Here is a 23,156-nt window from a genome sequence, read left to right on the forward strand (position 1 = left end):
ATATGGCTTTATCAAGATCTGAAATCAGAAAAAGATTAGATAACCAAATAAAAAATGGAAAGCCAGTAATCGGTGCCGGGGCCGGTACCGGTATTTCTGCTAAATCAGCAGAGGCCGGAGGCGTTGATCTAATAATCATATATAACTCTGGAAGATATAGGATGGCAGGCAGGGGTTCCTTAGCAGGGCTTTTACCCTATGGTGATGCAAATCAGATAGTAGTAGATATGGCCAGAGAGGTTTTAACCGTCGTTAAGGATACTCCTGTACTTGCTGGGGTTTGTGGAACAGACCCCTTTAGAAATATGGACGTCTTCTTAAGGAATATCAAGAATTTAGGCTTTTCAGGTGTTCAAAACTTCCCTACGGTTGGTTTAATAGATGGAAAGTTTAGAATGAACCTCGAAGAGACTGGCATGGGCTACGATCTAGAGGTAGAAATGGTCAGAAAAGCCCATGAGTTAGATCTATTTACAACCCCCTATGTATTTGATACCGATGATGCAATTAAAATGGCAAAGGCCGGAGCCGATGTTCTAGTTGCCCACATGGGACTCACTACCAAGGGAAGCATTGGTGCACAAACTGCTTTGACTCTAGATGATTGTGTGAAGGTAATTCAAGATATACATGATGCTGGTAAGTCAGTTAATCCAGACATCCTAGTTATTTGCCATGGCGGGCCAGTTGCAGAACCAGAGGATGCAAGATATGTACTTGAAAGAACTAAAGGAGTTGTTGGATTCTTTGGTGCTTCTAGTATAGAAAGACTTCCTACTGAAATTGCTATTAAGAATCAAGTACTTGATTTTAAGAATATTAGATTTTAATTTTATAGGGATAGGATCTTATTACTAAAAGTAGATATAAGAAGAACCTTCTTTGTTTTGTTATATGAGTATACTACTCTTAAATCAAAGAAGGTTCTTTTATTTTCTATTATTTTTTACAAATAAAGTTTAATATGCCTTATCTAGTAATCCTACAACAGCCTGGTGTATTACGGCTTTTGGATTCATAGCTAAGCTCGGTTCTTGAAGAACTGCCTCAGCAATAAAATCAAAGTCCGACTTCTTAATTCCAATTTCACTTAGTCTAGGTATTTCAATTTTATTGTTAATCTCAAGTATTTTTTCACTAACCTTTTCTGGAGTACTCATTTCACGTGTAAGTCCTAAAATCTCTCCAATATTTCTAATTTTTTCTTCACAATGATCGCCATTATATTCAATTACATATGGTAACATTATTGCATTTGCAATTCCATGGGCTATATTAAAATGTGCACCTAATGGATGTGCAATAGCATGTACTAACCCTAATACCGCAGAGTTAAAGGCAATTCCTGCCATGGTACTTCCAATCATCATTTCCTTTCTTGCTTCTTTATCTTCACCATTTTTAACTGCTGCCTCTATATTGTTTAAAATCAACACCATTGCACCCAATGCATTGACATCGGTAAATGGTGTTGCCAGGGTAGAAACATATGCTTCTATTGCATGTGTAAGAGCATCCATGCCTGTTGAAGCAGTTATACTTGCAGGTAGTTCATACGTTAGTGAGTAATCTAGAATTGCAAGATCAGCCGAAATATTCTTTCCACCAATTACTACTTTTTTCTTTCTAGTAGTATCGGTAATAATAGTAAAACCTGTTACTTCACTTGCTGTTCCTGAAGTTGTTGGAATTGCAATTAATGGGAATGTCCTATTTTTAACGGAATTTGGTACTTCATAGTCCATGATTTCCCCGCCATTCGAAAGTACAACATTGATAGCCTTTGCTGAGTCTATTGCACTCCCTCCACCGACTGCAATTATACACTCAATATTTTTATCTCTATATTCTTTTACACATTCAGAGATTAGTATATCTGTAGGGTTAGGCATTACTTTATCAAAAATTGAAATTTTATAGTCAAGTCCTTTTATCTCATCAAAAACTTTATCAACAATACCTACTTTTCTAACTCCGCCATCACATACTATCAAAATATTTTTTACTTTAAATTGTTCTAATAGTCCTTTTAATTCTGTAATTGAATTTTCTCCAAAAATGATATTACTTGGTATACTAAAATTATCCATATTAACTTACATCCCCTTCATTCGGCTTTAGGTTCTCCCATGTTAACATGTGCCTTTTTTCTTTTTTTGAGTGCAATTTATTACTTTTGCAAGAATGATACCAATTTATTAAAATCAATTTTCCACTATATCACCCTAAAATAAGTACGGTTAACATCAAAAAAGGGTTAAAAGGTGCATGTCGTGGCACCTTTCAACCCTTTTCTTAATAATTTTAAACTTTTAGATTATAAAGCTATAATGCGGTCTAAACCTTTTCTTCCTGTTTATAACTATATATCCTATCCTTAATAATTAACATATTACCAATTAAAATACACGTACAGACTATTTTTTCAGTCTATCCCTTAGCAAATCCTTTCTTAGTTTTGCTAAGTATCCTTCATGCCGTTCTCTCAATTTTTTACGCCACGACGTGTCATTGGTAGCATCGGTATTTTTATATGCATAAAAAATGTGTGCATATTGTAGAAGTCGATGGAATTCATACATTATAGGTAGCCAGACCAACCACTCTTCATCAAAGCTATGATTAGATCTATACCCTTCTATAAAGGCTTTAAAGTTTTCATTCTCAACGTCTATATTGTGTCCTTCATCAAATATATCACGTAATGCATAGGCTATATCAGCAACAAACCAGTGATATGAACAATCATCAAAGTCAATTGTATATATTTCGCTATCCTTCCATATCATATTGTCTAGCTCCATATCGAAATGAATTAATCCATAGGATGTTTGATTCTTTGGTATCTCACTTAATTGCTGTCTTATGCCTTCACATGCAGTTCTAAATTCCTCGTCATCTTCAGACACTAGATTGACAGCATCATTAAGTAATGTTTGCCAATCCTTTCTACGTCCATCATAGGGATAACAACTAGAGATCCTATGAATTCTACCCATAGATTCTCCCCACAGTTTAAAATGGTCGATACTCAATTGTTTGTAGTCCAGTTGCTTTCCCTCTATTTCTTTAAACATAACAGCATTCAGCATCCTATTATCAATTTTAAGTGTCTCCATGTAATTACCATTCAGTGATAAAACAGGATTAATAGCCTTCATTCCTTTTGACTTGATGAAATTTAAATAATCTAATTCAGCCTTCACTTCCTCTGCACTCTTTATTTTTTCTTCATTAAAACGTAGGAAATATCTATTATCGTCAAATTCAACTAATAAAATAAAATTAGCACTAGCTCTGAATGGTTTTATTATGGCCTTTTTATTCGTCCATCTAGATACCAGCGTTTCAAATACTTCAATATTTCCTTTTTCAGCCTCTATAAATAAGGATTGCATCAATTCCATATCCATTAATAACATTTATACACCTCACTCTAAATTTTTAAAATCACCTCACTATCACCTTTAATATTTAATCTATGTCCTCGCCTCATGGCCATCATCCCCTTTCATATAAATATTATCTAAATTCAATGTACAATTTGTACAACTATATTGTACCATAATATTCCATAATCATGAATGGGTTTACTTTATATATAACCTATATGATACTGTTACTAATATATTTCTCAGTTTCCTTTATCATTTCAGTCATCGTACTATTTTTATTAAACACGCCTATCTTATTCTTGATTTGAGATAACATTTTCGATGTTATTTGATCAACATCATAAGAATCCTTTAGAAAAACTGAACATAATTCATAGGATATAAGGGTTTTAAATAGATTAACAGCCTTCATGGCCTTTCTAGCTGCACCATAACTAAATTCTACATGATCTTCCTGATTCCCCTTAGTTGGTATTGAATCGGCACTGGCTGGCATACACAGGGTCCTTAGCTTTGTTAATATCGATAATGACATATTCTTTAATCCCATTACTGACGGATTATCACACTCTGCTAAGCTTATGTTTTCATATATTATATTTGACATATCTGCTATAAGTATATTTAGTAAGTCTAGACCGTATCCCACCTGAGTATTACTGCAGTTACACCCCATGACTGGTTCATAGTTTCCTTTTTCTGTTTCAAAAAGAAGTGGATTATCACAGCTTATATTATTTTCAAGGTTTATAATATTTGAAACAAATTTTAGTGAATTATTTATTGCTATGGATACCTTCTCTCTTGAATAGCAGGAGTCATCTTTATTAGGATCTATATTAGCTTCAATTTCTTCATGGATTCTAACTAATTTTTCAAGCATACTGTAGGTAAAGACAGCCAATGATTGTGTCATAGTTGAACCATTCATTTGAGCTAAAACTTCCTTACACTCTAATTCGAAGACCGGTTCTAACCCTACTTCTGCAAAGATAGTCTGTGCTTTATCCCTTCTATCTTTATAAAACACCTCTGCCTCCTCCAAACCCGCTACAATCATCGCACTTTGTGCAAGGGGTCCTAAGTCACTTAGACCTGTAGAACCTAACTCTAAAATTACAGGAGAAATGCCTGCATTAAAAATGTCTAACATCCTCTGTATCAACGCAGGTCTTACTGCGGAGTAACCTCGGCATAGCAAATTCGCCCTTATAAGAAGAGCTGCTCTAGTTATATCTCCATCTATGGGTTCTCCCATACCAACAGCATGAGGATACGGGATTGTTTTATTCCACTTTAAATGTTCTTCCGGTGATAATGCTGTATCCTTTAAATTCCCAAGCCCTGTATTCACTCCATAAACTACGGGAGCATCCTTCTCCATCCATTTGTCTATTTGGTTCCTACTGTTTTTACACCTTTCTATGGCTTCCTCAGACATGAAAACTGTCCCAAGTTCTCCCTTTGTGGCTAAAATAATATCTTCTATTGTCAAGTTATAACCGTCTATATAATATTTCTTCATATTGTCTACTCCCCCTTACTTCAATCTTCCAATAGCTTTTTCAACCGCATCTAAAACCACAGCTTCAGCCACGAGTCTATCCGCCTCCACCATATCTGGCACAGCAAATCTATTGATCCTTGTCATTTCTACGTACTTTCTAAATTCATCTATAGCAGCGGTTGTACCCTTCCCAAACTTAAAATCCTTTAATTTATCCTTGGCTAAATCCATTGCCTGAGCTGTCATAAGCATTTCAATTGCCAATACCTTCGTTAAAAGTGGCATTGCTTCTAAGGTCTTTTGAGCTGAAGAATAAGTGGTACAATTATAACCATCATTTCTTCCATCTATTATTGAACTTGAAGTACTTGGTAGAGCTAAAAGCTTTAATTCTGCCAATACGGCAGTGGCTGCAGCTTGAATGACAGGAAATCCATGATTAAACCCTGGATTTTCTCCAACTAAATTCATTGGAAGTCCATAGGACAAGTTTGAATCATTCAATCTAAAGCTACGTCTCTCACTTATATTGCCTAGATCAGCTAATGCAATGGTCATAAGATCAAGGGAGTATCCGATAAGAGGATTTATTCTGTATGAAATATCGTTTATCTCACTTTTTAAGTTCTCTTCTAGCCACTGAATAGTATCCCGTACTCCTCCATGGGTTTGTGGGGTTGCCCTATAGCTTATTGCATCCTGACATCTAGCTCCTTTATCTCCACCAAAGGTGATCCTTGCCTCTTCTGTGGTAAACTCACTGTTTTCTAGTAATCTTCTAGTATTTTCAGCAGATATAATTTGATTCGCGAAAGGTCTTGCCAGTTCATGCAATCTTTTGTCAAAAGCTCCAGTTTCCCCTCTTATCCCTTCTAGATTCATCGCTATACATATATCAGCAGTTTTTGCTAACTTCTTGGCCTCCCTTAGAGCTTGTATTGACAATGCCACTGATACGCAGCAAAGCTTTGTTATAAAGGCAACTTCTTTTAAATTAAACTCTAGTTTCTCTAGGTTTAGCTCCTTAAGAAGTTCGTCTGTATTATGATATTCTCCATTATAGAAGGAGGTTGTACCCTTTTCACCTGAAAGAATTAAAGCCAATTCACTCATTGCAGACAATTCGTTATTGTTCACCTCATGTATGCACGGATATATTCCATAATTTATAAAATCTAAAATTCTACTAATAAAATCTTTTCTCAAATTATTTGCCTGTTTAATACTTGAATTAAGCAAAAGAATTAAACTTATCTTTCCTACTTCCTTTGGTAAAGTCTTACCATAGCTCACAGCGTATGTTCTTGGTATATCTAAGGGATTGATTTGTTTCTCCCTTATTCCACGAGACAGTAAATTTGATTCTTCAATATGAAATAGTCCTGTATCTGATGATAACTGGGCTTCATTTGTCACTTCAATTTTATAGTTCTTTCCTTCTAAAACCGAAAACAATACATCTAACTCTAGGTTTGTTCCATCTAAATATAGAGTATCCATATTTCATTCTCCTTTCATTTCTTAAAATTATATATGTCCATAATATTCTCTATGGGCTACTACTGAGTAAGCGTAATCCAATAATGTTCCCCAACTAAATATAGGTAAGTCTACCTCCCGCTGAATTGCTCGTGCAAATGGCTGAAATCCTGTACATTCAAGTAATATTGCCCCAACCTGAGGATTCGTTTTACAAAAATCCTTACTGATTTTAACCATATCCTTTTGTGCTTCATCGAAATAGCACTGAGGCACTTCTGAGCGCTTTTCTGGATTCCAAAGCAAATCGAACTGTGGACACTCATATTCATCCTGAACACCTACAATTACCAAGTTACTATCAGGATCAATTCCAACATTTTTCAAATGCGCATCGGTTAAAAACTTTTTATGGGCACACATAATTCCCACGGATTTATTAGGACCTATTAATTGTTGTGCAAAGGGAACCTGAAGTAAACTAGACATAAATACTGGTACATCTACATATCCTGCAATATCCTGCTGAAAGTATGAAAAATATCCACATTCAGCTGCAATAGCACGGCATCCCATACGCTCCAATTTTTTAGCAGCACGTTTAATAGGTTCAAGACACGGGCTTTTATCCTCTGCCCAAAGAAGAGTATAGTTATCTACTCCTTCTGCTATCTCATATTGGATCGGGTATGGAAAAGCACTTGGATTACGTACATCCCCCGGAAATGCTGGATATATGTCATCAAGCAGCATAATTCCTAACCCCATTCCTGAAGCTATACTGTTTTTCCTTGCTCTTATGTGATTAATTCCTAGGTCACGATTTTGATACATATCAATTCCTCCTACAATAATTTTTTTGAGCACCCTTACAGAATATGTGCGACACCAAGTATATAATGAGTCACCACAACGATTACAAACTTAGCTGAATTTCATGAAATATATATACACAAAATTCATGCCAAGTTACGAGTATGGCTTAAGCCTTTATTTTTACACATTTTTCAAATAGTTTACCGACTCTAATTCCTCTGCGTGCATATTTTTTTTGCATATTTTAATATATAATCTAAGAAGATATGTGCATATTTTCTTAGCACTGCAAATATTTTTTTCTATAAAAAATGAAGGATATTTTTTACAGCTTGGAGAATACTTATTAAACCAAAATTATTCACAGAAAATTTAAAAATCTTCTACGGATAATCTAGGTTAAAACTATTTATCGGGAGGAAGAGATAATTGCTTTCACTTTTTAAAGAAGTATTGAATAATGCTAATGAAGGAATTATTATCTTAGATACCAGCTATGAGATAATTTATATGAATGAGCTTGTTAATGTCTTATTTTCTAATGAGTTGACTAGCTTTAAGGACATAGCAATTTGCCTTAATCTTAATACTAATCCACAGAGTTTAAAGGAAGAAGAGGAAGTAAAATATAGAGATAAAGTTTTAAAGCTTAAATTGAAGTCCTGCGTAATAGAACGAGAAAGTTATTTTATAGTCTATATTGAAGATTGTACTGATCTGCATCGTGCACTAGGAGAAAATTACTGTTTCTCTACGGTACTCAATTCTATAAATGAAGGTGTTCTGTTATCGGATACTAATGGAGTAATTTGGTTTTACAATAAGCAAATGCAAAACTTTGAAGGGTTGAACCCTCAAAAGATCCTTGGAAAACATATAACTGAAGTCTATGATGTAAAACCAGAAAACAGTGAACATCTTACTGTACTTAAGAATCAGAGTCCCATCATGGACAGGTATCAGAAATATCATACAATACACGGAAAGGAGATCCACCTTACTGCAAGCACCTATCCACTTTTAAGAAATGGTGAGATTATATCAACCTACTCTATCAGTAGAAATTTGACTACTATAAAAGAGCTTTTAGAGCAGATGAAACGACTTCAAATGGATCATTCTCCCCTTTTAAAAAATACTCTAATAGACAATCCCCAGAATAATACACGATTTACTTTAGATAATATCATCGGTAAGAGCCCTGAAATAAGAAATGCTCTAAAAAAAGCTAAAATAGCTTCTAAAATATTGTCCCCTATACTTATATGCGGAGAAACCGGAACAGGCAAAGAACTCTTTGTCCAAGGCATCCATAATCAAAATCCTATAACAAAGCACCACCCTTTTATTGCAATAAATTGTGCAGCAATTCCAGAATCACTATTGGAAAGCCTTCTTTTTGGAGCCGTAAAGGGCTCATTTACTGGCTCTACTAATTCAACAGGACTCTTCGAACAGGCGGGACAAGGAACATTATTTTTAGATGAAATAAATTCAATGCCTTTAAATCTACAGGCTAAACTCCTTCGTGTACTCCAAGAAAAGAAATATAGAAAACTAGGCGGAAAAGAAGAACTGCCAGTGGAGTGTCGAATTATGAGTTCGACAAATATAGATCCTCTAGAATGCATAAATAAGTCAATTTTGAGAAAGGATTTATATTTTAGATTAGCTGTAATTTCTCTAGAAATACCTCCACTTAGGAAAAGACCTGAAGACATTCCTATGCTTATAGAATACTTTATTAAGGACTTTGCTATGAAATATGGTAAGCCTATCATCTCTGTATCAAGCGATTTAAAAGTAATGCTTAGTAATTATAATTGGCCTGGAAACGTCAGAGAATTGGAACATGTTATAGAGTCTGCAATGACTATGGTTGATTGTGAAGATACTCTGATGCTAAAGCACTTGCCTGAAAATTTGATATCTATATTTGGAGCACAGAAAGTCTCATATCAAAAACCTAGTATTGATAATCTTTCAGTAGCCCTTGAACAAGCAGAAAGAACAACAATTTTAAATGCCTTAGATGCTTTTGATTGGAATGTTTCTCGATCTGCTAGAGAGCTTGGCATTGCACGACAAAACCTTCAATATCGTATAAGAAAGCTTAAACTAGAAAGACCTCGAAAAAATGCATAAATAAACTAAAGACAAAAGGCTGACTCACAAGTATATCTCATGAGATCAGCCCTATTATTTTCAAAACTTTGTCCTTTTTAGACATCTCTGTTTCGACAAGATTTATCTTATAACATGTCTTTTACGAAAATTTTAGTACAATACTCTAGCTTTCTTTCATAGTCAAGTTCCACAAAATCTGTCGGTTTAACCTCTTCAGACTTTTTATCAAAGTAGTCTAACCCTCCGAGCTTTAGCATTGTATAGACAAATTGAGAGCAGAACATTATGTTGCTTTTATGGGAATATGGTAAGAAGAGTCCTAAAATATTGTAAGAGCTTCCTTGATCGTTTATCTTTTTAATCTCTTCTAATATCTTTTTCTTCTGTTCTCCACTTGCTTTTACTCTATAAACTATAATATTTGCGTCGGGCTTTTTATTAAAAAACTCTATCATCTCTTGGTTCAGCCCTGGGGAGTAAATATTTTCTCCCCCATTATAGCTTATAATGGTCTTTAAGTCTTCATCAAATGATATTGATGCATGGGCATATTCTTTTTTCGTTACCTTACCAATTAACTTACCTGCTGCACTTCCTGTGCTAGAAAGAACTATATATACATATCCGTTATCTAGGGTTTTTTCGGCAGTTTCAAAATATTCTTCGTTTAGAGATTTTTTATTAACATAGCTAAAGGTGTTGTGTCTAGGTAAATCTGTAATAAGATTCTTTAAATCCTTTGCAGTATTTCTTGTATTACCTATTTCCGATAGAGGTCTTTTAAGTTCCTTTATAACTCCCTTTGAAATCTGCTCACAGGCACTTTTTACATCATAAAAGCTAAATGCTCTGTCAGGTGAAAAACCATCTTCATTATTACCTCTAGTATTTATTTTCAATTTCCGAGGAACAACTTTGATGTTTAGTGGAAAACTACTACCCTTTTCCCCATCCAAATCTGTTCCTACCTGTCTATCGCAATCAATAACTAGTTCATCGGTTTGAAAATAGATAACATGGTTACTATTAAAGTGTTCTCCATTAACAACCTTAAGCATTAATGGTACCAATTCAAAGGATGGACATTTTTTAAATATAAATACATCTAATAAACCATCACTCAAAGAAGAAAGAGGAGCTATTTTCTTAAAACCGCCAGCGGATTTTCCATTCATAATAAGCATAAAATAAATTTCATCTTCAAACTCAATGTCTTTAGCAGTAACCTTTACATTTATCGGTTTAAGATTAGGGAGCTCTTCTATTCCTTTTAAGTAGTAAGCTAGGACACCTAGATTATTCTTAAATTTCGTATCGGTTTTTTGGCTAATATCAATTAGAAAGCCTAGGCTCGCTACATTGATAAAATACTTATCATTGGCAAGACCTATATCACAGTAGGTATAGTTATCCCTCAAAAGTATCTCAGTCATTTCCTCAATAGTTTTAGGTAAGTTGAAATACTGTGCATAGTCATTGGCAGTTCCAACAGGGAATATTCCAATAGGTAAATTAATATCGTGCTTTATAAGCCTATTAACGATCCTATTTATCGTTCCGTCTCCACCAGCAATCAATATCTTTGTGTATTCACTTTCATCAAGGTTTGAAAGTATATTGTCTAAAGTATCGTTATTACTTATTCTATAGGGTATTATCTGAAAACCCTTCTCTTGAAATTTTTCAATTATATAATCCAAGTAATTCTTGAAGATTCCACTTCCTGATATAGGATTGTAAATTAGTAATACTTTCATGTGAGTCCTCCCCCATAATAGTCTAGCGCTTATATTTTTCAATATTTAACCCGTAATATAACATCCCGTTTTCCTCAGTTTTCTCAGCCTCTCCAATGCAAACTAAATGCTCTAAGTGAGACATGGCTTCTCCCGATGCAAACCATTTTTGAGGATTCGGGAATTCTTCCCACACGTTACATCTAAGACTCCAATGCATTTTTGAAGCTATATCTCTAACTGTCATTTTCCCATTCTTAATAATTTCTTTAATTTCATTAAGACGTTCCTCATGATGCTCAAAAAGTTCATCTATTCGCTTCTTATGGTCCTTCACTATATTTCTATGAGCTGAAAAAAGATAGTCGATATCGTACTCATAAACCCTTCTCAGGCTATCAAAATAAACGAATAATATATCCTGCTCAAATCCCCAAAATGCTATATTTGGAGTAATCTTGTCCAAGATATGATCTCCACCAAAGAATATCTTATGTTTTCTATCATATAGTCCAATATGCCCAGGGGTATGACCAGGAATATCTTTTACTTCAAAGGAGTAATCTCCAACATTTATTACATCCCCCTCTACAAGACCTACGAACTCTATTTTATCCTTTGGACAATATTTGTACCCTGGATGATCGTCAAAGGCTATATTGTCCTTTGCAAGATCAAACATTACAGCATATTCTTTAAACCTTTGCCAATACTCATCTACCGACATATCATTGATCATTTTGCCATCTATCTTACCTACATATACATTTACACCATCCTTACTTAATTCTGCAGCAAGGCCTGAGTGATCTGAGTGTAGGTGGGTAATGAGCAAATCTGTCTTATTAAGATCAATGTTAAGCTCGTTTATCCCCTCCATAAAAGCATCTTTGCATTCCTTCCTATTAAAACCCGTATCAATAATCAGGTTTCTATCCTCCGATAATATAAAATAGCTGTGAATCGCCTTCAAAGGATTGCCCGGTAATGGAATTTCGTGTCTATATATATTTGGATAAACCTCTATTGCCATTTTATCACCTTCATCATTCGTCTTTAGTTTCATTCTTAGTTTCTTTTATTTGGATTAATTTGTCAAGTTTAGCTGAGATAATTCATATGAGCCAATGGATTTTTCTACCTTTTTCTTTTCCCCATCCACTGCTCAATAATAACCCCTATAGACCTCTCCATTTCCTCAAAAAACTCAGACCCAAATTTCCTTGAGTAGAGCATCTGTCCAAAATTTGTTGCTCCATGTACATTTTGAGGAGTAACTCTTTTTTCACGCTCTTTATACATTTCTTTGAATTCATCGTCAGTTAAATGTCTATATTCTTCATCAAATACAATATACTCTTTATCAAATCTTGGAGTTATTATTCTCTTTGCTCCCTCCGGATAATATCCTAAGCAAAGCATGCCTATTGGGAATACTCTATCCGGTAGATTCAGTAACTCCCTATGAACTTCATAATTTTCCATGATATCTCCAATATAGCAGGAGCCTACACCTAATGATTCAGCTGCCACGACAGCGTTTTGTGCTGCTATAAGGGCATCGCTTACTGCTAAAAATAGGCTTGCAAAACCCGGTTCCCTGTACTCCATATTCTTTTCTTGGCAAAATTCCTTTACCTCACTATATGTAAAGTAGTCACATATTCTTTCCATATCTGCTAAGAATATCAATGATACCGGTGCCTTTGCTATAAACGGTTGATTATCGCAGGTTTCGCTCAATCTTTTCCTTTTCTCTTCATCCTTTATTACCAGTATAGAGTACATCATCATATTCCCTGCCGTTGGTGCCCTCATTGCCCCTTCTAGTATTAAATCTAAATCCGCTTCACTAATGGGTCTTTCATCATATTTTCTTAATGACATTCTGTTTTTTAGTAAGTCCAACGTTTTATTCATATTATCACCCCTCAACTTATATTATAAGACAATTTTGAGCAAAATAGAAAATATTCAATAAAGTTATCAAGGTTAACTTTTTTGAAATCCATAAAGGAAATTATATCTATTCAAAGCTTTGAAATCATAATCCCTTGCTATTTTTCATACAATATTATACAAGTCGGCTTATTGTTTCCTCTAATGTTCTCAGTTGACTTATATATATAAATTTACTACTATATAATTAAGATACTTTAGACAATTCCATACTTCTAACTTGGTACAATTGCATAATAAATGAGGTATGGCTCTGGAGAATTTAAGACTATATATAATAGTAAGTTTTTTAGGATTGTAATTATGCAATTTGCTCACTTATCAAAAATACATCCAAACCCTATCTTTCAAAATTAATCTAACATCGGCAACCTGATTCAGATCAATGTTCTTTCTGTTTTTCATAACAACAATATTCACTAGCATAGGTCATTAAAAAAAATAGAGAAATAAAAAAATAAAGAAAAAGCTGTTCTACACAGCAAAGAAGTGTTTTATTAAATTTATGCATATAGAGATAGTTTAAGGGGGAAGTATTTTGAAAAAGTTTAATCTATTAAATCTGGAGAAATATATTAAAGATAACCATTTGTTAGATGAAGAAAGAACTGATAAATTTATGACTATGCTGAAGTATTCAGGCAAAGAGATGTTGATCTACCCTGGATATGTCATGAAGGAACTGGATACAACCTCGGACATTGTTTATAAGATGTTAAGATTTTTGAAGGACGAAGGCCTGATTAAAGAGAAATATGAGGTTAAGTGTAGGATGTGCAGCACCTATCAGGACACCATATATGAATCCTTCGAAGAAATACCTCGTGATTTAGAATGTATACGCTGCAGCAATAAGGTAGATAAGGATGAAGAATATCTAGTTATCTATAAAATTTATTAGGTACACAGATAATATACAAATGTATTAAACCAATAGAAATTTAACTATGTTGAAGAATATTGTTGTTTGAATACTAAAAATGCTAGAATCTAATAAATCTAGCATTTCTTTATTTGGGCCATTTCTTGAAGAGAAATCTGACCAAAATGAAAGGATTCGATGTCCCTAGATCTTTGTCTATCTTATATAATTTTATCCTTAAACTCTTTTATAAAAATATTAACTACCTTAGTAGCATCACCCACTATTCCATAATCACAAACATTCAAGATTGTTTGATACATACAAATATATTCAAGGTCAAAACCTCCTATCTTAGGGCTTTACTTCCGATTAACATTCTTAGGACTTCAGAAGTCCCCTCTCCGATTTCTAAAACCTTTGCATCCCTCATTAATCTTTCCATAGGATATTCTCTACTATATCCATAGGCACCAAATACCTGTATGGCATCCTTCGTGGTCTTCATAGCAACCTCCGATGCCATTAATTTAGCCATAGCTGAATCCAATGTAAATTTTTCATGATTCTTTTTCTTGTAAGCCGCTTTATAAACTAATGCCCTTGATGCTTCTATACCCGTTACCATATCTGCGATTTTAAATTGTATAGCCTGCAATTGTGAGATTGTCCTCCCAAATGCCTTTCTTTCCCTAGCATATTTTATAGCTTCTTCCATGGCATGCTGTGCTATCCCAACTCCTATGGCTCCTATGCCGATTCTCCCACTATCAAGGCTTATCATAGCGATTTTAAATCCCATTCCTTCTTCACCCAAGAGGTTCTCTTTTGGAATTTTACAATTATCAAAAATTAATTCACCTGTATCAGATCCCCTTATACCCATCTTGTCCTCTTTGTTCCCTAGCATAAATCCTGAAAAATCCTTCTCTATTATAAAACAACTGATTCCCCTTGTTCCTAAACTAGGGTTCGTCAGTGCAGCCACCACAAATACATCTGCAACATGGGCATTTGTAATCCACGCCTTTTGACCATTTAATATATATTCACTACCTTCTAAGACTGCCTTCGACTGAATACCACCAACATCTGAACCAGCTGAAGGTTCAGTTAATGCAAAGGCTCCAAGTTTATTTCCTGATACCAAATCTGGTAAATATTTTTTCTTTTGTTCTTCAGTTCCGAAGGTAAGTATTGCTGTTGCACAAAGCATATGGGTATCCAAGGTGATCGCTGTACTAGCACTCCCTCTAGCCATCTCTTCTAATACAATGGCTTCACATATTTCATCTCCACCTGCTCCTCCGTATTCTTCAGGAAATGATATTCCAAATAGCTCTGCATCTTTCATCTTTTTTATGATTTCCCAGGGGAATTCTCCTGTCCTGTCCATCTCTTCATCATATGGTGCTATTTCTTTTTCTGTAAATTCTCTAATAAGCTTTTTGATCATCTCTTGCTCAATAGTTAAGTCATAGTTCATGAAACCCACCCCACCTTTTATTGAAAAACACTAGCACGATTTCAATTTACTTATTTTAGATTCATTTGACATTTATTTTCTAAATCCTTCATACTTATGCATCTTTTCCTAATAAATAAAAACGCTGAGACATCGAACCTCTCCATTTTAGTAAAACCTCTCCGGGAAATCACTTCAACAAAAAACAATCCTTTGGTTTTGCTTACAAAAAAAGTCGGCATATATGATAAACTGGAACAGTAAGACACAAAAATCTTTATGAAATTTCTTTGTTTGTAAAAGAAAAGTAATTGACGCGAAATTTAAGGTATAAAAAAGATAGTAGCAAGATAATAAATAATATTATACATATTACATGGTATCAAAACGTTCAGCGATCATAAGCATGATATGTTAAAAAATGTTTTGACAAAAATAACTTATACTCTAGAATATGCCAAACATATATTAAGGAGATGAATATGAAAATAGACCGTATGCTGACAATCATTGTTATGTTACTTAATAGAAGTCGAATATCGGCAAAAGAACTTGCGGAAAAGTTTGAAGTTTCAGTTCGAACGGTTTACAGAGACATTGAAGCTATTAACATGGCTGGTATTCCAATTATATCTTACCCTGGGAATAATGGCGGTTTTGGTATTATGGAGAATTATAAATTAAACCATCAGTTGCTGACACTAAGCAATTTGTGTTCCATACTTTCAGCACTTAAAGGTGTTAACTCAACTCTTGAGGATGTTGAGCTTGAATCATCCATAGAAAAACTGCGAAATCTTATTCCACAGGATAAAACACATCATTTCGACCTCCATATGGAACAAATCATAATTGGTGTGCAGCCTTGGGGGTTCACCGCAAAGCAGAAACAGCTGATCAAAAGCATCCGGAACGCTATCACTCAATCGCAATTGATCACAATTACATATAGAAACTATGCGAACGAAACAAGTACAAGGCAGATAGAACCGATGTCATTAATCTTTAAAGGTTATACATGGTACTTGTTTGGCTATTGTCACTTAAAAACAGATTTCAGGGTGTTCAGGATTTCACGCATTATTGACTTACAGGTTGAAGATGTACTATTCAAGCGTAGGGAAAAGTCATATCAAGAAATTGAAGAGGCATCAAAGAAGCAGGTCTCTTTGACCAACATTACATTAAAATTCGTACCCCAGGTGAGGAGCCGAGTTGAAGATATTTTTGACAAAGAAAATATTGAAATTCTGAACACAGGTGAACTGATTGTGACTGCACAATTTCCAGAGAAGGAATGGTATTTCGCATTGATATTCAGTTTTGGCGAACACGTAGAAGTGCTAGGTCCTGAAAGGGTACGCCGAGCTGTTGCATCTAGAATAAAATCGATGCATGAAAAATATCAATAAAATTATTTTTTCAAACCTGACATACTGGTGTCACACCACTATGCTATACTAACTGTAACAATTTTTTAGTACAGTTATTATAGGAGGTAATATGATGATTAATAAAACTGATTTTCCCAAGCCTACCCTTATTTCAGTCAACGGTGTGGAACTCGAAGTCTTTGAAGCAGGCCGACAAAATGTAGGAAAACCTATTGTACTCTGTCATGGTTGGCCAGAACATGCCTTTTCTTGGCGCTATCAGGTGCCCGCCCTTGTCGAAGCAGGCTACCATGTCATCGTCCCAAACCAACGGGGTTATGGCAACTCATCCAGCCCAACTGAAGTAACCGATTATGACATTGAACACTTGTCGGGTGATCTCATCGCACTTCTCGATCACTACGGATACGAGGATGCTATCTTTGTCGGTCATGATTGGGGTGCAAATGTCGTTTGGGGACTGACCTTATTGCATCCAAACCGTGTAAATAAAGTGATAAACCTGAGTTTGCCTTACCAAGATCGAGGAGAAAAACCCTGGGTCGAGTTTATAGAAGATATACTTGGTGCTGACAACTATTTTGTCCACTTCAATCGAAAGCCAGGCGTCGCAGACGCTGTATTCGAAGAAAATACATCCCAGTTTCTTCGCAACTTGTACCGAAAGAATGAGCCATTTAGAGAGCCTCAGCCGGGTATGGCGTTGATCAATCTCGCTAGAGAAGAAACACCATTCGGTGAACCCATAATGAGTGACAGCGAACTGGCCGTTTTTGTCTCTGCCTTCGAATCATCAGGGTTCACAGGGAGTATAAATTGGTACAGAAACCTTGATCGCAACTGGCATTTATTGGCAGACGTAAACCCTATCATCCAACAGCCCACACTCATGATTTATGGCGACCGGGATGGGATCCCGAAGTCTGAAAAACTAACAGAGTTCGTACCCAATGTTGAAGTGGTAAATCTAGATTGCGGTCATTGGATCCAGCAAGAAAAGCCAGTAGAAACAAACCAAGTGATTTTAAAATGGTTGGAACAATGGGAGATGTAATTTTCTTCAACAGCCAAAAAAGAAGAAACTCGATTAAGAAGGCTTGGAATATTGATCGCTTCATCTGAAGAAGGGCTAAAAATTCCAACCTTGCGAAAAAATAATAAAAATATTACGGAATAAGGAAAGATAAATAACAAAGGAATTGTTAAAAGGATTTTGGGTATTATTTTTTATTTACAATAAAGTAAAGGGAGCTGTCTCATAGGCTTCTCGTGAGACACCCCCTTTATTAGCCAGTCTTGTACCTCTTTAATATTAATGCAACTGGCAGTATGCAGTCATTAAAGTATGCATATTCAACACCCTTAGCTTTATGAATGTTAGTTAATCGAATATTACATCCAATAAACTCGCAAAAGCTTATATTAACCTCCTTAAACTCCCAACTATTAAGATCCTGATTCTCTATTCTACAGTTTACTAGAGATTTTCCTAACACTTCCTTAGGATCTAGTGAAGAAATATTTGAGTCCTTAAAATTGCAACCTGATACATTTACATTTCTAAAATTCCATCCTGATAAATTCTGATTTTCAAAATTGCATTCATATAAATTTTTATTCCATACTTCTTGAGGATTTAAAGAGGATATATTTGAGTTTTTAAAGTTACATCTAACAATATTAACTCCAGAAAAATCCCAGTTGGATAGATCTTGTCCTTCAAAATTACATCCCCATAGGTTCTTATAATATACCTTTTGTGGATCTAAATTCAGTTTATCTATATTCCTAAAATCACATCCCCAGACAACAACATCTTTGAAATTCCAGTTAGACAGATGTTGACCTTCCAGATTACATCCTTCTAAGTTTTTATCGTATATTTTTTGAGGATTTAAGGAGGAAATATCAACTCCTCTAAAATCACATTGTCTTAGGTCAAAGCCTTCGAGATCTAATAATTTAATATCCAATACAACTTTTTTGTTCTTCTCATTACTTTTAACAAAATCATCCTTAAAAGTATCTATCAGCTTAAGATTACTGAAGTCACAGCTTTCATATCGGGTCCAATATTTTTCTTTCAAGATATCTTTATAATCCATATACCTCTCTCCCCTATATATCTATTTCAATGGCTTTACCCCAATCACACGGTTTTTGTCCATCGGGGACAAGGGTCCATAATGTTGGAATTTTCGAATTGATCGGCGCCTGACCATCTCCATCGGTTAAATATATGATTCCATCGGGCCTCAGCTTCTTTTCCTGTATATATCTCCATACTGGTCTAAAATCCGTAGCACCACGACCTTTAAATTCAGGCTTCAATTCTCTCTTTAGATCATAAGACCTTTGAATTACAGCATCACATTCAACTATATGTACCTTTGTCTGTTCCTTTCTTATTTTTATTATCTCCGCCGCAAAGGCATTAAGTTCTTCCTCTCCTACTGATGCAGATGTATCTATTGCAACAACTAGATTTGGTATCCTTTGATATTTAAAACTTGGTAAACAAATATCTTTACTTACATAGCGGTCTTTAAATCCAATGTTATTCAAATCATATAATCTTCTATTTGTTTTTCGAAATGTGCTATACCTGTTATAGCTCACATGCTTAGCTACAAACATCCTCAATATATATTTCCAGTTAGTCTTACTTTCCATCAATTTATCTACAAAGGCTTTCGCTTCATTTGGAACTTCACATTTGGATTTGTTTATTGTATCCTCTATCGCTTCCTTTATTATGGCTTCCACAATATCATCAGGTATTCCATCTGAGTCCTTCCAGGTTGGATGAATATTATTGGCACTACGACATTCTCCTTTTATTTGAGAGCGCTTTTGAGGGTCAGTATCATTTTCTCCACTATTCTCATTCTGATTTTCCTGCTGATTACACTCATTTTGCTGTGGATATGTATGAGAAAAACTGTTTTTAGAATTTACCTCTTGTTGATTTGTGTATTCTTTCTTAATCAAGTTATAATATTCTTCCGAGAAAAGCCTTGGAGGTAGCTTTATATAATTCCCATCGGGTCCCTCAACCCTATCAAATGTATATCCTCCTAACTCCCTTTCTTTAAATTCTTCTTTTATTTCACATGATTTAGTATTCTTCTTTATTTCTTTCAAGTTTACTTTTTGCTTTATGGGTATACCTAATATATGTTGATTTACAGTAATATCACAGGATATATTCCACAGAGAGTCTTCTCTTTCACCCTGCCTTGTTATATGTAATGCTAATAGATGTAATATTTCATGCTTTAAAATCTTAGCTCTATTTTCTATGGTAAGCTGGTTGAATACAAATGGATTTATATATAGAAGTATTTGTCCTTTTCGAACACCTACTCCAGCAAGCTCCACTCTATCATCAACAATCTTTTTGATCCTACTTAGCAAATGAGCATAGAAGGGATAATCTTCAATAAGATATATTATTGCATCTTCAACAAATTTCATATTAACATCTCCACTATATGATAACCTTTTTAGTTAAATCTTGATTTCGTATTCTCTCCATCATTCTCGTTATCTCTTTTATAAGCTCATCATGGGAATTTAGAAGGATATTAATATGATCAAACTCAATTAAGGATAATAGAATAGTGACTCTTAAGTCCCTTGGTATATCACTCCAAAATCTATAGAAATTTTCTACGCTGAACTCATTATTTTCATCTCCACAATAGCTGATTAGACTTTTTATAGTTAAATTTATTTGATCAAGCTTATTATTCTTTACGGCTAATTTTATTTTATTTTCAACCTTGTCATAGTTCTTCATTATTTCCTTAGCCATTACGGGGCTATCATAGTTATTACGAATAAAGCTCATATATGAAGCTGCGGCTGTTGGTCCAACTAAGCCCGCATAAACCTCCATGAGAATTTCTTGAGGAAATTCACACTTCTTCCTAATTACACTCAACATCTCCCAAGCCCTTGGAGATGGATTGATTTTGGGAATGATTTCACTAGTATTCTTGGAGCGTATAAAAAGCATGTCCCTCTGCACGTTTATATATTCGACAATTGATTCGTCAAATTCATTGTCACTAGCATGTATTAACCAGTCATCAACACTAGGATAAAGCTCAAGATGACAAAAGCGATCCATGAGGGCATCGTCGAAATCATTTACGAGATACTCATCACTCGGTGGGTTTGCAGCAGCGATTATTTTCCATCCTGGAGCAAGTAGATGTGTGTGAAGTCTTCTGTCTAATACAAACTGGAACAAAGCTTGGGTTTCTTGCATTCCACCTCTATTGATTTCATCAAGAAATACAATCCCATTTTCAGGAATCAATCTCTTTTCGACTTTATATACGGAAGGGAACCAACTGGTGTTAGTCCAATCAGTTTCATATAATTCATCTTTTATAGTTTCTTTAGTCTCTGAATCTCTGTATTCGACCTTTACGGTTCTTATTTTGGGAATTCCAATAAGATCCGACAACTCTTGGGTACCGATACGTAGTTCCACGATCCCCCATTCCTTCGCCGTTTCCTTAGATAGAACATCTACTAGTTGATAAGCTATTTGAGATTTGCCAATGCCATGGGCTCCCCAGATCAAGGGAGTTATGGAGGTATTTATAACAAACTCCTTAAGGCTTTTTACAAGCATTCTTGGATGCATATAGATCAACTCTTCCTATAATATTTTAATTTGAATTTTGTCTACTACTATTTTATCCAACCATTTCTTGCAATATTATAGGATTTACTCTTTTCTTCAGAATTGAAATGAGAAACTTTGGAACACCAAACACACTCTTTAGATAAGATTTTTCTTCGAAAAATAACCTCAAACAAAAAAATCCAGAAAACTGATCTGGATTTTTGTTAAGGTCATTTATCGAATTGTAATGTGACTATAACTGGGGATTCGATTATAGATTGCTGAAAAAGTGAATTCCTAGTATAAGTTTCGAAAATATGACCTAGGGACAGCCCCCCAAACATACCTATAAAAGCATATATCAGATGAGTCAGTCCCTAAGTCACATTTTCTTTTCCCACATGAAGATTTACGTTTTCAGCGATCACTCCGATGACCCTAGGTTTTTATCTATACTTTGTCTCTATATATGTTTTTACAATTGGTTTCTTTAATAAAGAATGCGAATATAAATCCTATTACGGCTGATATAAAGCAATACATAAATGCTTTTTGATAGATTTCGATCGGTGGTAGTGAGTTCCCTAATCTATCAAAAACTCCCCCTAACAATGGAGGTAGAATAGCAGCTCCAAAGAATCCACCAATATTTACAACAGATGTTGAAATTCCAGCTATTTGAGGTGGGTTTATTTCCTTCGAACAAGCCCATCCCAGTACAAATGCTGAGCAAGTAAAACCTAAAACAAAAAGCAGTGGCATCAATATACCTATTGGTGGCTTACCTCCACCTACAAACACAATGATTCCCCAGCAGATTACGTATATAGTTGCGAAGACCACCATAGGTAGCTTTCTCTTTTTTATTTTGTCAGAAACTTTACCTATAACAATACTACCGATTGCCATTCCTAAAACTGCAGCCATCATATAGTTTGAGGCAGAAACCTTAGAGATTTCGTAAACATCTACCATATATGAACGTCCCCATGTTCCAGTCATAGATACAAAGGCTCCGAAGAATCCAGCAAATAGTATAAATCCTGGCCATGTTCTAGGGTTAAGCATAACCTTTTTAAGCCCCTCAAGTAAATTAGGCTTTTGAGTAGCCTCACTTTGAATCTCTTTACCTTCTATTTCTTCAATTGAAGGTAGACCCATCTCTACTGGAGTATTTCTTATAATAGTGTAGCATAATACAGCTACTATTATTGAAAAGGCTCCCATCACAACAAAGGAATTTCTCCATGTAATTGCTGCAACCATTATGGCTAATGGTGTTTGAGCCATTATACCTCCCATATTTCCAACAAAGGATGTTATCCCTGACATAGTTCCGAATTCACTTTCTTTAAACCATTGGGATTGAACCTTCAATAGTGAAATAAAAACCACCGATACTCCTAGTCCAACTAATAGCCTTCCAACAAAGGCCATCGTAATTGTCGGCGCAAATCCAAAAATTATTGATCCAATACCAGCAACTAAGGTTCCTATGGTTACTGTTTTTCTAGCACCTAGTGAATCAGCAAGCATTCCCGATGGAATTTGCATAATCATATATGCATAAAAGTAGGTAGACCCTAGATTTGCAAAGGTTGTTCCCGATATGTTAAACTCTCTTATCAGGTCATCCTTTACAACTCCTGCAGCAAGTCTGTGGAAAAATACTATTACATATGCTAGAGCAAGTACACCCCATACTACCCATCTATATTTCATTAATTTTTCAACTTTTTTATTGTCTAGTTTACTCACTATACATCGCCTTTCT

18 protein-coding genes are annotated in these 23,156 nt (G+C 34.9%); 5 read left to right on the forward strand and 13 right to left on the reverse strand.

Annotated features, from left to right (window positions below; all coding sequences use genetic code 11):
• Window positions 1–2 precede the first annotated feature (2 nt).
• Complete coding sequence (locus R9X47_RS11675) at window positions 3–830, forward strand: phosphoenolpyruvate hydrolase family protein (protein WP_432667003.1); 828 nt, start codon at window positions 3–5, stop codon at window positions 828–830.
• A gap of 129 nt (window positions 831–959) precedes the next feature.
• Here R9X47_RS11675 and R9X47_RS11680 read toward each other — a convergent pair whose 3' ends face one another.
• The 5 genes from R9X47_RS11680 to R9X47_RS11700 all read right to left on the reverse strand — a co-directional run bounded on the left by R9X47_RS11680 (window position 960) and on the right by R9X47_RS11700 (window position 7,215).
• Window positions 960–2,090, reverse strand: coding sequence for an iron-containing alcohol dehydrogenase family protein (locus tag R9X47_RS11680; RefSeq protein WP_432667004.1), 1,131 nt, complete (start codon window positions 2,088–2,090; stop codon window positions 960–962).
• Window positions 2,091–2,417: 327 nt separating this feature from the next.
• Window positions 2,418–3,422 carry a phosphotransferase enzyme family protein gene (locus tag R9X47_RS11685; protein WP_432667005.1) on the reverse strand — a complete coding sequence of 335 codons (1,005 nt, stop codon included), beginning with the start codon at window positions 3,420–3,422 and terminating at the stop codon, window positions 2,418–2,420.
• Window positions 3,423–3,606: 184 nt separating this feature from the next.
• A complete protein-coding gene (locus tag R9X47_RS11690) occupies window positions 3,607–4,920 on the reverse strand; it encodes an aromatic amino acid lyase (RefSeq protein ID WP_432667006.1) in 1,314 nt (437 codons plus the stop codon).
• A gap of 15 nt (window positions 4,921–4,935) precedes the next feature.
• On the reverse strand, window positions 4,936–6,402 hold the full coding sequence (locus R9X47_RS11695; RefSeq protein WP_432667008.1) for an aromatic amino acid ammonia-lyase: 1,467 nt from the start codon (window positions 6,400–6,402) through the stop codon (window positions 4,936–4,938).
• A gap of 27 nt (window positions 6,403–6,429) precedes the next feature.
• Window positions 6,430–7,215 (reverse strand): aspartate/glutamate racemase family protein, encoded by a 786-nt coding sequence (locus R9X47_RS11700; RefSeq protein ID WP_432667009.1) that lies wholly within the window; start codon window positions 7,213–7,215, stop codon window positions 6,430–6,432.
• A gap of 411 nt (window positions 7,216–7,626) precedes the next feature.
• On the opposite strand from R9X47_RS11700, the gene R9X47_RS11705 reads away from it, so the two are divergent.
• The gene (locus R9X47_RS11705) at window positions 7,627–9,342 is read left to right on the forward strand and encodes a sigma-54 interaction domain-containing protein (RefSeq protein WP_432667011.1); all 1,716 of its coding nucleotides are present in this window, start codon (window positions 7,627–7,629) and stop codon (window positions 9,340–9,342) included.
• Window positions 9,343–9,449: 107 nt separating this feature from the next.
• Here R9X47_RS11705 and R9X47_RS11710 read toward each other — a convergent pair whose 3' ends face one another.
• From R9X47_RS11710 to R9X47_RS11720, 3 genes are all read right to left on the reverse strand, one after another.
• Entirely contained in the window at window positions 9,450–11,081 is a 1,632-nt protein-coding gene (locus R9X47_RS11710) for a YegS/Rv2252/BmrU family lipid kinase (protein WP_432667012.1), read from the reverse strand.
• A gap of 22 nt (window positions 11,082–11,103) precedes the next feature.
• Window positions 11,104–12,093 (reverse strand): MBL fold metallo-hydrolase, encoded by a 990-nt coding sequence (locus R9X47_RS11715; protein WP_432667623.1) that lies wholly within the window; start codon window positions 12,091–12,093, stop codon window positions 11,104–11,106.
• Window positions 12,094–12,197: 104 nt separating this feature from the next.
• Window positions 12,198–12,980: a nitroreductase family protein gene (locus R9X47_RS11720; RefSeq protein ID WP_432667013.1), complete on the reverse strand. Its 783-nt coding sequence runs from the start codon at window positions 12,978–12,980 to the stop codon at window positions 12,198–12,200.
• A 577-nt stretch (window positions 12,981–13,557) separates the two neighbouring features.
• Here R9X47_RS11720 and R9X47_RS11725 point away from each other — a divergent pair.
• On the forward strand, window positions 13,558–13,920 hold the full coding sequence (locus R9X47_RS11725; protein ID WP_432667014.1) for a hypothetical protein: 363 nt from the start codon (window positions 13,558–13,560) through the stop codon (window positions 13,918–13,920).
• A gap of 310 nt (window positions 13,921–14,230) precedes the next feature.
• Here R9X47_RS11725 and R9X47_RS11730 read toward each other — a convergent pair whose 3' ends face one another.
• Window positions 14,231–15,367, reverse strand: coding sequence for an acyl-CoA dehydrogenase family protein (locus R9X47_RS11730; protein ID WP_432667016.1), 1,137 nt, complete (start codon window positions 15,365–15,367; stop codon window positions 14,231–14,233).
• A gap of 461 nt (window positions 15,368–15,828) precedes the next feature.
• Here R9X47_RS11730 and R9X47_RS11735 point away from each other — a divergent pair, with 461 nt between their 5' ends.
• Together R9X47_RS11735 and R9X47_RS11740 are read left to right on the forward strand one after the other, a co-directional pair.
• On the forward strand, window positions 15,829–16,758 hold the full coding sequence (locus R9X47_RS11735; protein WP_432667017.1) for a helix-turn-helix transcriptional regulator: 930 nt from the start codon (window positions 15,829–15,831) through the stop codon (window positions 16,756–16,758).
• Between the two features lie 91 nt (window positions 16,759–16,849).
• Window positions 16,850–17,794, forward strand: a complete 945-nt coding sequence (locus R9X47_RS11740; RefSeq protein ID WP_432667018.1) for an alpha/beta fold hydrolase — start codon at window positions 16,850–16,852, stop codon at window positions 17,792–17,794.
• A gap of 232 nt (window positions 17,795–18,026) precedes the next feature.
• Here R9X47_RS11740 and R9X47_RS11745 read toward each other — a convergent pair whose 3' ends face one another.
• From R9X47_RS11745 to R9X47_RS11760, 4 genes are all read right to left on the reverse strand, one after another.
• On the reverse strand, window positions 18,027–18,845 hold the full coding sequence (locus R9X47_RS11745; protein ID WP_432667019.1) for a pentapeptide repeat-containing protein: 819 nt from the start codon (window positions 18,843–18,845) through the stop codon (window positions 18,027–18,029).
• Between the two features lie 13 nt (window positions 18,846–18,858).
• Window positions 18,859–20,217 (reverse strand): vWA domain-containing protein, encoded by a 1,359-nt coding sequence (locus tag R9X47_RS11750; RefSeq protein ID WP_432667021.1) that lies wholly within the window; start codon window positions 20,215–20,217, stop codon window positions 18,859–18,861.
• Between the two features lie 13 nt (window positions 20,218–20,230).
• Window positions 20,231–21,400, reverse strand: a complete 1,170-nt coding sequence (locus R9X47_RS11755; RefSeq protein ID WP_432667022.1) for an AAA family ATPase — start codon at window positions 21,398–21,400, stop codon at window positions 20,231–20,233.
• Between the two features lie 432 nt (window positions 21,401–21,832).
• Window positions 21,833–23,140 carry an MFS transporter gene (locus tag R9X47_RS11760; RefSeq protein WP_432667023.1) on the reverse strand — a complete coding sequence of 436 codons (1,308 nt, stop codon included), beginning with the start codon at window positions 23,138–23,140 and terminating at the stop codon, window positions 21,833–21,835.
• Window positions 23,141–23,156 lie beyond the last annotated feature (16 nt).

The organism is Wukongibacter baidiensis, from assembly GCF_050888315.1.
Lineage (GTDB): Bacteria > Bacillota > Clostridia > Peptostreptococcales > Caminicellaceae > Wukongibacter > Wukongibacter baidiensis.

Coding starts and splice junctions, on each gene's coding strand:
- R9X47_RS11690 (WP_432667006.1), bottom strand. CDS start 4,920: ATGAAGAAATATTATATAGACGGTTATAACTTGACAATAGAAGATATT.
- R9X47_RS11745 (WP_432667019.1), bottom strand. CDS start 18,845: ATGGATTATAAAGATATCTTGAAAGAAAAATATTGGACCCGATATGAA.
- R9X47_RS11755 (WP_432667022.1), bottom strand. CDS start 21,400: ATGCATCCAAGAATGCTTGTAAAAAGCCTTAAGGAGTTTGTTATAAAT.
- R9X47_RS11720 (WP_432667013.1), bottom strand. CDS start 12,980: ATGAATAAAACGTTGGACTTACTAAAAAACAGAATGTCATTAAGAAAA.
- R9X47_RS11675 (WP_432667003.1), top strand. CDS start 3: ATGGCTTTATCAAGATCTGAAATCAGAAAAAGATTAGATAACCAAATA.
- R9X47_RS11750 (WP_432667021.1), bottom strand. CDS start 20,217: ATGAAATTTGTTGAAGATGCAATAATATATCTTATTGAAGATTATCCC.
- R9X47_RS11695 (WP_432667008.1), bottom strand. CDS start 6,402: ATGGATACTCTATATTTAGATGGAACAAACCTAGAGTTAGATGTATTG.
- R9X47_RS11710 (WP_432667012.1), bottom strand. CDS start 11,081: ATGAAAGTATTACTAATTTACAATCCTATATCAGGAAGTGGAATCTTC.
- R9X47_RS11680 (WP_432667004.1), bottom strand. CDS start 2,090: ATGGATAATTTTAGTATACCAAGTAATATCATTTTTGGAGAAAATTCA.
- R9X47_RS11685 (WP_432667005.1), bottom strand. CDS start 3,422: ATGTTATTAATGGATATGGAATTGATGCAATCCTTATTTATAGAGGCT.
- R9X47_RS11730 (WP_432667016.1), bottom strand. CDS start 15,367: ATGAACTATGACTTAACTATTGAGCAAGAGATGATCAAAAAGCTTATT.
- R9X47_RS11740 (WP_432667018.1), top strand. CDS start 16,850: ATGATGATTAATAAAACTGATTTTCCCAAGCCTACCCTTATTTCAGTC.
- R9X47_RS11715 (WP_432667623.1), bottom strand. CDS start 12,093: ATGGCAATAGAGGTTTATCCAAATATATATAGACACGAAATTCCATTA.
- R9X47_RS11735 (WP_432667017.1), top strand. CDS start 15,829: ATGAAAATAGACCGTATGCTGACAATCATTGTTATGTTACTTAATAGA.
- R9X47_RS11700 (WP_432667009.1), bottom strand. CDS start 7,215: ATGTATCAAAATCGTGACCTAGGAATTAATCACATAAGAGCAAGGAAA.